This is a genomic window from Streptomyces sp. NPDC017676, assembly GCF_044329325.1.
Taxonomy (GTDB): domain Bacteria; phylum Actinomycetota; class Actinomycetes; order Streptomycetales; family Streptomycetaceae; genus Streptomyces.
In genome coordinates, this window is the sequence record NZ_JBIRJA010000004.1 from 190989 (window position 1) to 205448 (window position 14460).

Here is a 14460-nt window from a genome sequence, read left to right on the forward strand (position 1 = left end):
CCGCGCACACTACGGACGGACCGAGACACCCTCCGAAACGTTTTGTATTCAATACCGAGACATTCAACACCGAGACAGAAACGGGCGCGCCACGCACCCGGCCCACAACGGCGGGCCCCGGGCGAACAGTTGGGGGGCCGGGCCGGCGGTGGTGGGGGGTTCACCGCGTTGCGGTCGCGATGCCGCACACCGGCGCCTGCGGGCCCGGTCATCGTCGACGCCGACACCCGCCTGGCGGATCATCCGCCCGGCCGGCACCCGGCGACACGGCAGACGCACACTCTGGAGCCACCGAACACCGGTCGCACCGCGTTCCGATGGCGGAAGCGGGAGATACCCTTCCCGGGCAGTGGTTGACCAAGGGGGGCATGTGCCGCACTCGCAGGAATCCGCCGGTTGCCACGCCGAGGATGAGGACGGCTGGGACGACGAGGAATGGGAGGAGGACGAACCGGTCAGCGAGCAGCGGCAACGTGTGGAGTCCGCCATGGAACTCGCTGAGAAGGACGTCTCCCGCGGCGTGCCAGTTCTTGTCGGCATGCTCACGGACTGGGACCTCGACGAGGACGGCACGCATGAGCTCCGTGCCGAGGTGCTCGGTCACCTGATGCACATGGGCCGCAGCGCCGCCGGGGCGGCCACCTGGGTGGTCGGTGAAGCGGGCACGGCGTATGAGATGCACATCGTTCTCCAGTACGCGAGTTGTCCGCCGTACGAAGAGCCACCGGTGATGACTCCTCAAGAGCGTCGCCGCTGGAACAGCGAGGTGATGGAGCACATCGTCGCGGCGAAGGGCCTTGCCGAGCAGGTGCGCTGGGCGGCGATCAGCGAGTACCTGGATCTCGCCGGCCACTCCGGGTACCGGGCTCTCGCCACCCTGGCGCCCGACATCGACGTCCAGGCCGCGGTGTCCGGCGGTGCCGATGTGCCGGAGCACCTCCTGCAGACGCTCTCCACGTACGTGGCCCAGGACAGCGGCCGTCCCCTGGGGCTCCGGATCGACATCGTGGAACGGCTCTGGGACGACAGCCCTCTGGGCGCGGGGGACGCCCTCGCCGGTGTCCTGCGGGACTGTTCCGTCAGCGGCACCGCACTGGGCACGCTGCTGCGCACGCTGGCGCGGTGTGAGGAGAAGACGCTCGAAGAGCTGGTGGAACATCTGAGCCAGGACGAGTACGAGCGCACGTCGCGACGTTTCCTGGCCGCGATCCTCGACTCCCTGGACGCCGCACACCGCCTCCATCGCATGGGCCGGATCGGTGAGCACCTGCACACGTGGGTGCGCGAGACGGTGCAGGCGGAGTGGGGCGGGACCGGTTGTCACGATGTGTGCCTGGACAACGAGGACGTGGTTGTTCTGACCGACCTCGCTGCCAGGTACCACGAGCTCAGAGACGACATGGCCGATCCCTCCTCCTCAGACCTCGTGGTGGAGGACCAACTGGCGTTGGACTTCGGCACCGACTTGTTCCCGGCGCGATGGCACACCTTGACTATGGGACGGGCACCCGGCATCGCCCTCTGGGCGGAAGGTGACGTTCGGGCGGTCGTCTGCGTACGGCCAACATCTGTACCAGGCACACGATCATGGCGGTTCGGTGTGGAGGACACGGGCCGTGACGAGGTGATCACCTTCAGGGGGCGATTGGTCGACACCGACGACAGCCGTTGTGCCGTAGATTTTCCGGCTGACCTGATGGAACGCCCGGAGTGGGCTCACCTGTTGCTTCAGGGAGTGAAGGCGCTGCGAGAGCACGGGGCAGAATGACGAACAGACACGTCGATCTGGTGGCTCGTTGGGAAAGTCGGCAACCGGTCAGTGTGAGTCCTGGAACACCTGGGGACAGCTGACCGGACACGCGAATCGTTGTACGCTCCGGATACCGCCCTTGACCTGCAAAAAGCGGGCAGGGAGCAGACAAACCGGGAGTTCCTCCGTGCTTCGTACCATGTTCAAGTCCAAGATCCACCGAGCCACCGTCACCCAGGCCGACCTGCACTACGTGGGATCGGTGACCATCGACGCCGATCTTCTCGACGCCGCCGACCTGCTGCCCGGGGAACTGGTGCACATCGTGGACGTCACCAACGGCGCCCGGCTGGAGACGTACGTCATCGAGGGTGAGCGCGGGTCCGGGGTCATCGGGATCAACGGGGCCGCCGCCCACCTGGTCCACCCCGGCGACCTTGTGATCATCATCAGTTACGCTCAGGTCACCGACGCCGAGGCACGCGCGCTGCGGCCCCGGGTCGTGCACGTCGACGCCGGCAACCGGATCGTGTCCCTCGGCGCCGACCCGTCCGAACCGGTCCCCGGCTCGGACCAGCAGCGCAGCCCGCAGGCCGTAGGGGCCTGACAGGACGAGGACCAGGAGCGTGCGTGCCCATGAGCGAGACCGAGATCCGCGACGACCGGGCGGCGGGCCGCCTGGAGGCCCTCGGCGACGGTGAAGTCGTCGGTCGCATCGAGTACTTCGTCCTGGAGGCGCCGGAACGCGCCCTGGTCCCCGTCCACACCATTGTCGAGCCCGCCCACGAGGGCAAGGGCATCGCCGGATCGCTCGCCCGTGAGTTGTACGCCCTCGCCGAGCGCGAGGGCGTCCCGGTGGCCCCCCTCTGCTCGTACGTCGTGAAGTGGGCCGAACGTCATCCGGAGGCGGCCCCGCCGGCCGACCCCCGACTGCTGTCGGCCGCCAAGGACTGGCTGCGCGCCCATCCCGACCGCTTCTGATCGAGCGGCGGTCCGCCTGGTCCGGTTCGAGTGGGCGGTCGACCGATCGGGGCCGTCTCTCCGCGGGCACCCGCGACCCGGGCCGCCGTCCGTCGGTGAGCGCCGGCTCAACGTACCGTCGGCCACCCGCCCGGACTCGTTCGGTGCTGCTGTCGGGTGAGTGGCCGGGCGGCGGTCGGGTAGGCGGGGGAGTAGTCCAGAGGCGACGTCCCGTGACTGCCCGGAGGACACCATGACGAACCCGCACCCCGACCCGGTACCGCCGGGCCCGACACCGGGTCCGGGCCCGACCCCGCCGGATCCGTACCCGAGCCCGGTCCCGACCCCGGAACCGGTCCCGCAGCCCACGCCACCCCCGCCGGGCCCCAACCCGAGCCCGCCCCCGCCCCACCCGGGCCCTCCGGAGCCGTCACCGTCTCCCATCCCGCCTGGCCCGGAGCCCGTACCGAATCCCGAGCCGGGGCCTCCGCTCACCTGAGACACGGCAGGGCCGGGCACCTGGAACATGCGAGGCGCCCGGCTCCCCCGAGGGGCGCGGGGCGGTACCGAGATGCGACTCGGCCGCGCCGAGCGGGCGCGACCAGCCACGCCCCGCCCGCACCCGCGCCCCGCTCGACAAGATGAGGCCCGCCAGGGCTCGCATAGCCCGCCGAACCCGCCGAACCCGCCGAACCCGCCGAACCCGCCGAACCCGCCGAACCCGCCGAACCCGCCGAACCCGCCAAGCCCCGCATAGCCCGCTGGGCCCGCCAGGCCCGCTCGGCTCCCGGGGCTCACGCGCGGGCCGCTGCGTCGCGGGCGGGGTGGGAGGTGGGTACCGCCGAGACGGCCGAGACGACGAGCCCGCCGAGATCAGGAACCCGTAGAGACCACGAGCCCGCCGACACCGCTGAGCCCACCAAGCCCGGCGAGCCCTCCCAGCCCGCCGAGCCCACCAAGCCTGGCGAGCCCTCCAGCCCGGCGAGCCCTCCCAGCCCGCCGAGCCCACCAAGCCTGGCGAGCCCTCCAGCCCGCCGAGCCCTCCCAGCCCGCCGAGCCCACCAAGCCTGGCGAGCCCTCCAGCCCGCCGAGCCCTCCCAGCCCGCCGAGCCCTCCCAGCCCGCCGAGCCCTCCAGCCCGCCGAGCCCGCCAATCCCACCGAGCCCACCGATACCAGCGAGCCCCCGAAACAACCGAACCCCTTCGAGCCCGGCCGCGCTACGCGTTCACCTCGCTCCGGTCCCCGCCCCACAGCGTGTGGAACGAGCCCTCCCGGTCCACTCGCCGGTACGTGTGCGCGCCGAAGAAGTCCCGCTGTCCCTGCGTCAGCGCCGCCGGCAGCCGTTCCGCTCGCAGTGCGTCGTAGTACGCCAGGGCGGCCGCGAAGCCGGGCGTCGGCACGCCCTGGCGGGTCGCCGCGACCAGCACCTCCCGCCAGTCGTCCTGCGCCTCGGCGATCTCGCGGGCGAACGTCTCGTCCGACAGCAGGCTCGGCAGGTCGGCCCGGGCGTCGTACGCGGCGCGGATGCGGTCCAGGAACGCGGCCCGGATGATGCAGCCGCCGCGCCAGATCGAGGCCACCGCGCCGAGGTCGATGTCCCAGCCGTACTCCTCGCTGCCCGCGGCGATCTCGTGGAAGCCCTGCGTGTACGACACGATCTTGGACGCGTACAGCGCCTGCTCCACCCGGTCGGCGAAGGCGGCCGCCTCCGACTCGCTCAGCGGGGACGGCTTCGGTCCGACCAGGTCCCGCGAAGCGGCCCGCAGCGGCGCGTGACCGGACAGCGAGCGGGCGAAGACGGCCTCGGCGATGCCGGACACCGGAACGCCCAGGTCCAGCGCGATCTGCACCGTCCAGCGGCCGGTGCCCTTCTGCTCGGCCTGGTCCACCACGACGTCTACGAACGGCTTGCCGGTGGCCGCGTCCACGTGGGACAGCACCTCGGCGGTGATCTCGATCAGGTACGAGTCCAGCCGACCGGTGTTCCAGGTGCGGAAGATGTCCGCGATCTGCGCGGGCGCGTACCCGGCGACGTCGCGCAGCAGCTGGTACGCCTCCCCGATCAGCTGCATGTCGGCGTACTCGATGCCGTTGTGGACCATCTTCACGAAGTGCCCGGCACCGTCGGGACCCACGTGCGTCACGCACGGCGCCCCGTCCTCCGCCTTCGCGGAGATCTTCTCCAGCATCGGGCCCAGCGACCCGTACGACTCCTTCGAACCGCCCGGCATGATGCTCGGACCGTGCAGCGCACCCTCCTCGCCGCCGGAGATGCCTGTGCCGACGAAGTGGATGCCCCGCTCGCGCAGCTCACGCTCCCGGCGCCGGGTGTCCGCGAAGTGCGCGTTGCCGCCGTCGATGATCATGTCGCCGGGCTCCAGCAGCGGGGCGAACTCCTCGATCACCGCGTCCGTCGGCTGGCCCGCCTTGACCATGATGACCAGCCGGCGCGGACGTTCCAGGGCCGCCACGAACTCCTCGGCGGTCTCGGCCGCGACGAAGTCGCCCTCGTCCCCGAACTCCTCCACCAGCGCCTTCGTCCGCGACACCGTACGGTTGTGCACGGCGACCGTGTAGCCGTTGCGCGCGAAGTTCCGCGCGAGATTGCGGCCCATGACCGCGAGGCCCGTGACACCGATCTGCGCTGAAGTGCTCATACCGCCTGCTCCCTGGTTGCCTCGTGTACTACGGCTCCGTCAGTACGGGTCCTTGCCCATCCTGACGTGCCGCTACGGCGAGCGCACATCCGACCCGCCACGCATGTGTACGCAGCGGGGCCACCGTCCGCCTCACTGACCGGCCCGTCGGATCAATCAGGGGCCGTTCCCGGCCACTTGGACCGCACAGGCGGCCGATTTCCTGTCTTGTCATGGCCTGTTCGGGGCGCTTACTTTTGCCGCTCCTGACGCATGCCGAGGGGATTTCGGACATGGCCGTACGCGGCCGGCACCGCCGGTACCAGCCGAACAGGATCAACCGCGCCTCACTCACCGTCACGGCGAGCGGCGCCGGCCTCGCGATCCCGCTGGTCGCCGCCGGCACCGCGGACGCCGCCGACGTGGCCACCTGGAACAAGGTCGCCGCCTGCGAGTCCAGCGGCAACTGGAACATCAACACGGGCAACGGCTACTACGGCGGGCTGCAGTTCACCCAGTCCACCTGGGAGGCCTACGGCGGCACCCGGTTCGCGCCGCGCGCCGACCTGGCCGGCAGAGCGGAGCAGATCGCCGTCGCCGAGAAGGTCCTCGACGGGCAGGGGCCGGGCGCCTGGCCGGTGTGCTCGGTGCGGGCCGGGCTGACCCGGGGCGGACCCGCCCCCGACGTGCACACCGAGACCAGCTCCGCGCGCCCCGCGACAACCGGTTCCGCGCACTCCGGCTCAGCGAAGTCCGGCTCCGCCCACCACGCCGGCTCCGCCCACTCCAGCTCCGTCAAGGACGTGCAGCCGCAGACCACCCCGCAGTCCCGGGCCGGCCGGGCAGAGATGTACACCGTGGTGCACGGCGACACACTCTCCGGCATCGCCGGTGACCACCACGTGACGGGCGGCTGGCGCACGCTGTACGCGGGCAACCGCGCCACCATAGGCACCGATCCCGACCTGATCATTCCAGGGCAGCGGCTCAGCCTGAACGGCACCCCGACCCGCCCCGCGCCCCCCAAGGCACCGAAGAAGAAGGCCCCTTCCGAGCACCCCACCACCCACCGGACGCCCCCGGCCCGGCACGCGCTCGTCGCCCCGGTGACCGCGTCCGTCGGCACCGGCTACCACGTGGCGGGCTCGCACTGGTCGAAGGGCTACCACACCGGCGTCGACTTCCTCGTGCCGACCGGCACGTCCGTGAAGGCGGCGGCGGCCGGGCGCGTGGTGGCCGCGGGCTGGGGCGGCTCGTACGGCTATCAGGTCGTGATCCGGCACGCCGACGGCCGCTACACCCAGTACGCCCACCTGTCGGCCATCGCCGTGCGGAACGGCCAGAGCGTCACCGCGGGCCAGCGCATCGGCCGCTCCGGCGCCACCGGGAACGTCACGGGCCCGCATCTGCACTTCGAGGTGCGGACGGGGCCCGGGTTCGGCTCGGACGTCGACCCGCTCGCCTATCTCCGGGCCGGCGGCGTCAGGATCTGACGCGGGTACGGCGCAGGGCCGACACCGGCAGCGGTACGGTGACGCCCGCGGGCAGCGGGGTGTACGACGCCGGGAGCACACCGTCGGCGGGCGGTCCGGCGCTGTCGGTGTCCGCCCCACCGCTCCCGGCCGGGCCGGACACCGACAGCGCGGGCACGCCGGGCTCGGCGGTCCCCGCGAGAACACCCGCCTCGCTCGCCCCGGCGCGCTCCACGGCCTCGGCCGGACCGGTGCGGCCGGCCGGCTCGCCCGACTCGGCCCGGACCGGCGCCGGAGTGGCAGCCCCGGGGACGCGCACCGGCTCGCTCGGCCCGGCGGGGAACGCCGGTTCGCCCGCCCCAGCACGGGTCACCGGGGGCGACGTGCCGACGCCGGTCTCCGCGCGCCCGCCCCGCTCCGCACCGGTGGTCATGCCCTCGCGCGGCTGCGGCACGACGAGACGCGTGTGCTCGGTGGACCGCGTCGGTTCCGCGGCCACCGTCGCTCCCTGCCCGGAGGGCACCGAGGTTAGTGACACGACGTCCGGTGCCGGAACAGCGGACGCCGCCTCGCCCGAGGACGCTGTCAAGACCGGCGCCTGTACGTCCGACGGCGCCGTCGGGACCGGCGCCCGCCCGCCCGAGGCCGCTGTCAAGACCGGCGCCCGCCCGCCCGACGGCGCTGCCGAGACCAGCGTCGACTCGCCCGAGGCCGTTGTCGGGACCGGCGCCGGCTCGTGCGACGGCGCTGTCGAGACCCGCGCCCACCCGCCCAACGGCGCTGCCGGGACCGGCGCCCGCCCGTCCGGCGGCGTTGCCGGGGCCGGGGTCGTCTCGCGTGTCAGCCGTTCCGTCGTCAGCATGATCAGTCCGCCCGCCGCCACCACCCCGCAGCCCAGGGCGAGCACGGTGCCCGTGGTGCCGTGGCGGAACGACTCGCCGAACATCAGGATGCCGACCGCGGCGGCCAGCACCGGATTGACCACCGTCAGCGTGGCCAGCGGGGCGGCGAGGCCGCCGCCCCGGTAGGACGCCTGGGACAGCAGGACGCCGGCGACCGCGAAAAGGCCGATCACGGCGAGCGAGGGCAGGTCACCCAGTGCGATGCCGTGGCTCCAGTCGACGGCCACGGTCTTGGTGAACACCGACGACATGCCGAACGCGATGCCGGAGGCGGTGGCGAGCAGCACGCTGCGCACGGCGGGGTGCCGGTGCGCGGCCAGGCCCGCGAACATCAGCGCCACCACCGCCCCGCCGGTGACCAGCGCGACCGCGAGCCGCTGGGCCGGGGCCAGGGAGTGCGCGGAGGAGGAGCCGACCAGGGAGAGCAGACCGGCGAGGCCGACCGTGGCCATGAGGGCGCCGCGCCAGGCGGTCGCGCCGGCCCGGCGGCCGACGCACAGCGCCGCCATGGGCAGCGCGAAGACGATGGTCAGCGCGCCGAGCGGCTGGACCAGGCTGAGCGGCCCGTAGGCCAGCGCCACGACGTGCAGCACGCCGCCGAGACCGTTGAGCGCCAGCGCACCCCACCAACCCGGCCGGCGCAGCGGCAGGTACCCGCGGTCGGGGGAGGACACCGCGACCTGCTCCTGCACGATCGCTCCGCCCGCGTAGGCGAGGGCGGAGACGACCGACAGAAGCACGGACAACGCCAGGGCGCTCATCGGTGTCTCCTCTGCGTGCGACGGGCGTCCTGTGCCCGGCGCGGCGTACGGTCGGCTTCCATGCCCAACACTCTGCCCGCCCCGGTGCTTCCCGTCGTCGTACCTGAGCACGCAATGCGTCCTACTGCCGATGGAGTACACCAGCGGCCTGATCATCCCCTGGACGGGTGATCGTGCGGCGGACACCCGCCTGAGCAGCCCCGCGCCGCGCCTGGTACGAGTGTCTGTCGTGGACCTCGACCCCGAACTCTCAGCCCTGCGCGCGCTCGGCGGCTTCTTCCCCCTGCGCACCCTCCCGGGAGCCGCCGACGGCACCGGGGCACGACGGCTGCCGAGCCTCGCGGAGGGCTACGCGGGGGCCGCCACGGAGACCGGCCGCGACCCTCTGGCGCTGCGCGTCGCCACCGTCGCGGACCGGCTCGGCACCGGCGAGCCCCGGGTCGCCGCCTCCCTCGCCCAGCAGGGACTGGCCGCCCGGCTGTGGTCGGCGGCCCTCGGCTGTGCCGTCCTGTACGGCCGGCTGCCCGACCTGGACCCGCGCCTGCTGCGCTGGGACGCCCGCGCCGCCGTCCCCGACGATCTGTGGCTCACCGAGCTGCGCCCGCTGCCGGGAGACGCCGCCACGCTCGTCGGCACCGTGCTGCACGGTCATCTGGAGCCCCTGGCGAAGGTCCTGCGGGACCGCTACGGCGTCGCGCCGGGCCTGCTGTGGGGCAACGCGGGCTCCGCGCTCGCCGCGACCGCACGGGAGCTGAGCCGCTGGGCGCGCGCCCAGGGCCGTACCGGTGTCGCGGCCCGCGCCCGGGCGCTCACCGGTGACCTCTTCGCCCACCCCCTGCTGAGCGCCACCGGCATCCGCACCGGCCCGGCGTTCCGGCGCCGCAGCTGCTGTCTGTACTACCGGGTGCCCGGCGGCGGGCTCTGCGGCGACTGCTGCCTCACCAGAGTGCCGCGCTCCTCCCCGCGCTCTTCCCCGGGCGCCGCATCTGGGTGACCATGAGGGGAACCTGCCACCGAGACCAGGGGGTTGCCGGGTGCGAGTGGGACTGCTGAGCCGGGAGTACCCCCCGGATGTGTACGGCGGCGCCGGTGTCCATGTGGAGTTCCTCGCCCGCGAGCTGGCGTCCCTGGTGGACCTGGAGGTGCACTGCTGGGGCGAGGGCCGCGGGGTCGGCGTCGTACGGCACCGGCCCTGGTCCGTCCTGGACGGCTCCAACGACGCGCTGCGCACCTTCTCCGTGGACCTCGCCATGGCCGCGGCCCTCGAAGGCCGCGAACTCGTCCACTCCCACACCTGGTACGCCAATCTCGCCGGCCATGTCGCCAAGCTGCTGTACGGCATCCCGCACGTGGTCACCGCGCACTCGCTGGAGCCGCTGCGCCCCTGGAAGGCCGAGCAGCTCGGCGGCGGCTACGCGCTGTCGGGGTGGGCCGAGCGCACCGCGGTCGAGGCCGCCGACGCGGTGATCGCCGTCTCCGGCGCCATGCGCGACGACATCCTCGCCTGCTATCCGGCCCTCGACCCCGCCCGCGTCCACGTCGTCCACAACGGCATCGACACGCGTCTGTACCGGCCCGACCACGGCACCGACGCGCTCACCCGGCACGGCATCGACCCGGCCCGCCCGTACGTCCTGTTCGTCGGCCGGATCACCCGGCAGAAGGGCGTGCCCCATCTGCTGCGTGCGGTACGGGACATCGACCCCGGTGCCCAGGTCGTGCTGTGCGCGGGCGCCCCCGACACCCCGGAGATCGACCGGGAGTTCCAGGAGCTGTTCGAGGAGCTGCGCCGGGTGCGGGCGGGCGTGCACTGGATCCCGCAGATGCTGCCGCGCACGGAGGTGATCCAACTCCTCACGCACGCGACGGTGTTCGCGTGCCCGTCGGTCTACGAGCCGCTCGGCATCGTCAACCTGGAGGCGATGGCCTGCGGCACACCGGTCGTCGCGTCCCGGGTGGGCGGCATCCCCGAGGTCGTGGACGACGGCCGTACCGGTCTCCTGGTCGACGTGGACGACGATTTCGCGTCCGGGCTCGCCCGGGCGCTGGACACCGTCCTCGGTGATCCGGACACGGCCCGGCGGATGGGCGAGGCCGGACGGGCCCGCGCGGTGGGGGAGTTCGGCTGGGACGCGGTGGCCCGCCGCACGGCGGGACTGTACGAGGAGATCCTCAAGCAGGCTTAGTCCGGCCCGCTCGGGGCAACCATGGTTCAACCACGGTGAGGGGAGCGGCCATGCGTCGTGGAGGGCCTTCCGTACTCGGGATCGTGCTGGCCGGCGGCGAGGGCAAACGCCTGATGCCGCTGACCGCGGACCGCGCCAAACCAGCCGTCACCTTCGGCGGCACCTACCGGCTCGTCGACTTCGTCCTGTCCAACCTCGTCAACGCCGACGTGCTGCGCATCTGCGTGCTGACCCAGTACAAGTCGCACTCGCTGGACCGGCACATCACCACCACCTGGCGCATGTCCAGCCTGCTCGGCAACTACGTCACCCCGGTCCCCGCCCAGCAGCGCCTCGGCCCGCGCTGGTACCTGGGCAGCGCCGACGCCATCCTGCAGTCGCTGAACCTGGTCCACGACGAACAGCCCGAGTACGTGGCCGTGTTCGGCGCCGACCACGTGTACCGCATGGACCCGCGGCAGATGCTCGCGCAGCACATCGAGGGCGGCGCGGGGGTGACGGTGGCCGGCATCCGGGTGCCGCGCGCGCAGTCCTCCTCCTTCGGGGTGATCACCCCGGGCTCGGACGGCCGCACCGTCGAGCGCTTCCTGGAGAAGCCCGCCGACCCTCCGGGCCTGCCGGACGACCCGGAGACGGTCTTCGCCTCGATGGGCAACTACGTCTTCACCACCAAGGTGCTGATCGAGGCACTGCACCGGGACGCCGAGGACAGCCAGTCCGTGCACGACATGGGCGGCTCGATCCTGCCCCAGCTGACCGCGCGCGGCGAGGCGCAGCTGTACGACTTCAGCGACAACCACGTGCCCGGCGAGACCAGCCGCGACCAGGGCTACTGGCGGGACGTGGGCACCCTGGACGCCTACTACGAGGCGCACATGGACCTGATCGCCGAGCGCCCGGCGTTCAACCTCTACAACCGGCAGTGGCCCATCTACACGCACTCCTACCAGCTCTCCCCGGCCCGCTTCAACGCGGGCGGCATCGCGAGCGAGTCCATCATCAGCGCGGGCTGCCTGATCCGCGGCCAGGTCACCCGGTCGGTGCTCTCCCCGGGCGTGCGCGTCGACCCCGGGGCGGTCGTCCAGGGCTCGGTGCTGCACGACAACGTCCACATCGGCCGGGGCGCGGTGGTCCGCGGTGCCGTGCTGGACAAGAACGTCGAGGTGCCGCCCGGCGCGACGATCGGCGTCAACCCGGAGCGGGACGCCGAGCTGTACACCGTGTCCAAGGGCGGGGTCATCGCGTTGGGGAAGGGGCAGCGGGTGCCCTGACGGACAGGGCGTCAGCGGCCCCCCACGGCGCGACGCGTTCGACATCACCCTCTCGGAATGCCCAGGTTTGCGCCGTCGGCCGTCCAGGATGCAGGCAACGACGTCCAACCTGCGGAGGTCTTCCGACATGAGAGGGACCCGGCGCACACGGCTGTGCCTGGCCGGGGTGATGGCAGCGTCCGCGCTGATCGCCACCCCCGCCGCACGCGCCGCCGAGCGGACCGACGGCCACCTCACCGACCTGGTCAACCCCTTCATCGGGAGCCAGAACGAGGGCAACACCTTCCCCGGCGCGGCCGTGCCCTTCGGCATGGTGCAGCTCTCCCCGGACACCGGGCACAGCACCGGGTACGACTACGCGCAGAACCGTATCCGCGGGTTCTCGCTGGTCCACCTCTCGGGCGTCGGCTGCCGGATCGGCGGCGACCTGCCCGTGCTGCCCACCACCGGCGACGTCACCGAGACGGACTACGCCCAGTACGCGGCGGCCTTCTCGCACGACGACGAGGAGGCGAGCCCCGGCTACTACCGGGTCGGCCTCGCCTCCGGCATCCGCGCCGAACTCACCGCGACCGCCCGCACCGGCGTCCAGCGCTACACCTTCCCGGCCACCGACAAGGCCAACGTCCTGCTGAACGCGGCCCAGTCGCTGCACAAGGCGGTGAGCAGCGCGGTGCAGATCCTGGACGACCGCACCGTGCGCACCGAGATCACCGGCCACGGCTTCTGCCGGGACACCGGCCCCTACACGGTCTACACGATCACCCGCTTCAGCCGGCCCTTCACCGCCTACGGCACCTGGGCGGGCGGGACCGTCACCCCGGGCGCCCGGAGCGGATCCGGCGGCGCCTACGTCCGCTTCGACACCACCCGGGACCGCACGGTCGAGGCGACCACCGCCCTGTCGTACGTCGACTCGCGCGGCGCCGCCGGCAACCTGCGCGCCGAGGGCGGCCAGGCCTTCGACGCCGTACGCCACCGGGCCCGCGAGGAGTGGGAGCGCCGGCTCGCCGCGGTCCGGGTGCGCGGGGGCACGCCCACGCTCCGCCGGACCTTCTACTCCTCGCTGTACCGCTCCCACCTCGCGCCCAACATCGGCAGCGACGCCGACGGCCGCTACTTCGGCTGGGACCGCCGTACCCACCGCGCCCGCGGCTTCACCTACTACCAGAACTGGTCGCTGTGGGACACCTACCGCACCCAGGCCCAGCTCCTCGCGCTGCTCGCCCCACGCGAGGCCCGGGACATGGCCCGGTCGGTGGTCGCGGTCGACGAGGACGGCGGGTGGCTGCCCAAGTGGGGCTACGGTCCGGTCGAGACGAACATCATGAGCGGTGACCCGGTCACCCCGTTCCTGACCACCGCCTACCGGATGGGGCTCCTGAGGGGATTCGAGGAGCGGGCCTACCGCGCGCTGAAGAAGAACGCCGACGGGGTGCCGCCCGCCGAGTACCCGGGCATCGGCCGGGAGGCCAACGCCGAGTACATCGCCGACGGTTTCGCGCCCTACGTCAAGGGCCGGCCGTACGCCAAGATGGGCGACTCCGACTACCACCACGGGGCCTCCGTCACCCTGGAGTACGCGCTCGCCGACGCGATGCTCGCCCAGATGGCCCGCGGTCTCGGCCACGAGGACGACGCCGCCCGCTACGCCGCCCGCTCGCGCAACTACCGGAACGTCTTCGACCCGGGCACCGGCTTCTTCCGCGCCCGTGACGCCTCCGGCGCCTTCACCGGCTCGCCCGACCCGGCCCGCGGCACCGGCTTCCACGAGGGCACGGCCTGGCAGTACCAGTGGCTCGTCCCGCAGGACGTCCCGGGCATGGTCGATCTGATCGGCGGCACACGCGCGGCCAACGCCCGCCTGGACGCCTTCTTCGCCTACGACCGGCTGCTGGCGGACCCGGAGGGGACCGCCCGCGAGGTGTGGGTGCACGGCGACCCGTACGCCTACTACAACGCCGCCGTCTACAACCCGATGAACGAGCCGGACCTCATCGCGCCCTACACCTACCTCTCCACCGGCCAGCCCTGGAAGACCACCGACGTGGTGCACGCGGCGCTGACCCTGTTCACCGACAGTCCCACCGGCATGACCGGCAACGACGACCTCGGCACGATGTCCGCCTGGAACGTCCTGTCGTCCATCGGCCTCTTCCCGGTCCAGCCCGGCTACGACACCTGGGGCCTGACCACCCCGGTCTTCGACCGCGTCGACCTCGCCCTGGACCGCCGCTACTGGCCCGCCGGCCGGCTGACGGTGACCGCCCCCGGCACCTCGGACACCGACCGCTACGTCCAGGCCGTGCACATGGACGGCAGGCCGCACGGCCGGACCTATCTGACGACCGGCGCGCTGCGCTCGCTGCGCTCCCTGGCCTTCACGGTCGGCCCGCGGCCGTCGGAGTGGGGTACGTCACCCGAAGCGGCGCCGCCCGTCCTGAAATGACCTCAGTCGTCGCCTGCGTCCCGCCGATCTCACCGGTGGCGGGACTTAACCTGGCATTAACTGTGCGTAGCG

The 14460-nt window shown here is 72.6% G+C and carries 9 protein-coding genes and 1 pseudogene; 8 read left to right on the forward strand and 2 right to left on the reverse strand.

The features are described from left to right. Positions 1–370 precede the first annotated feature (370 nt). The 3 genes from ACH4LD_RS10950 (at position 371) to ACH4LD_RS10960 (ending at position 2731) form a co-directional block, all read left to right on the forward strand. Positions 371–1768, forward strand: coding sequence for a hypothetical protein (locus tag ACH4LD_RS10950; protein ID WP_398053908.1), 1398 nt, complete (start codon positions 371–373; stop codon positions 1766–1768). A gap of 169 nt (positions 1769–1937) precedes the next feature. Beyond that, positions 1938–2357 (forward strand): aspartate 1-decarboxylase, encoded by a 420-nt coding sequence (panD, locus tag ACH4LD_RS10955; RefSeq protein WP_014676382.1) that lies wholly within the window; start codon positions 1938–1940, stop codon positions 2355–2357. Between the two features lie 29 nt (positions 2358–2386). After that, positions 2387–2731 carry a GNAT family N-acetyltransferase gene (locus tag ACH4LD_RS10960; RefSeq protein ID WP_398053909.1) on the forward strand — a complete coding sequence of 115 codons (345 nt, stop codon included), beginning with the start codon at positions 2387–2389 and terminating at the stop codon, positions 2729–2731. A 1197-nt stretch (positions 2732–3928) separates the two neighbouring features. On the opposite strand, the gene gndA is transcribed toward ACH4LD_RS10960, so the two are convergent. Further along, entirely contained in the window at positions 3929–5368 is a 1440-nt protein-coding gene (gene gndA / locus ACH4LD_RS10965; RefSeq protein ID WP_398053910.1) for an NADP-dependent phosphogluconate dehydrogenase, read from the reverse strand. A 272-nt stretch (positions 5369–5640) separates the two neighbouring features. On the opposite strand from gndA, the gene ACH4LD_RS10970 reads away from it, so the two are divergent. After that, positions 5641–6840, forward strand: coding sequence for a transglycosylase family protein (locus ACH4LD_RS10970; RefSeq protein WP_398053911.1), 1200 nt, complete (start codon positions 5641–5643; stop codon positions 6838–6840). Between the two features lie 811 nt (positions 6841–7651). Here ACH4LD_RS10970 and ACH4LD_RS10975 read toward each other — a convergent pair. Continuing rightward, positions 7652–8482 (reverse strand): annotated as a pseudogene (locus tag ACH4LD_RS10975) (DMT family transporter); the annotation flags it as partial. A 229-nt stretch (positions 8483–8711) separates the two neighbouring features. Between ACH4LD_RS10975 and ACH4LD_RS10980 the strand changes: the two are divergent. The 4 genes from ACH4LD_RS10980 (at position 8712) to ACH4LD_RS10995 (ending at position 14388) form a co-directional block, all read left to right on the forward strand. Next, positions 8712–9476, forward strand: coding sequence for a (2Fe-2S)-binding protein (locus ACH4LD_RS10980; RefSeq protein WP_398054129.1), 765 nt, complete (start codon positions 8712–8714; stop codon positions 9474–9476). Between the two features lie 40 nt (positions 9477–9516). After that, positions 9517–10668, forward strand: a complete 1152-nt coding sequence (glgA, locus tag ACH4LD_RS10985; protein ID WP_398053912.1) for a glycogen synthase — start codon at positions 9517–9519, stop codon at positions 10666–10668. Positions 10669–10718: 50 nt separating this feature from the next. Beyond that, a complete protein-coding gene (gene glgC / locus ACH4LD_RS10990) occupies positions 10719–11939 on the forward strand; it encodes a glucose-1-phosphate adenylyltransferase (protein ID WP_103813680.1) in 1221 nt (406 codons plus the stop codon). Positions 11940–12066: 127 nt separating this feature from the next. Then, a complete protein-coding gene (locus ACH4LD_RS10995; RefSeq protein WP_398053913.1) occupies positions 12067–14388 on the forward strand; it encodes a GH92 family glycosyl hydrolase in 2322 nt (773 codons plus the stop codon). Positions 14389–14460: the final 72 nt, after the last annotated feature.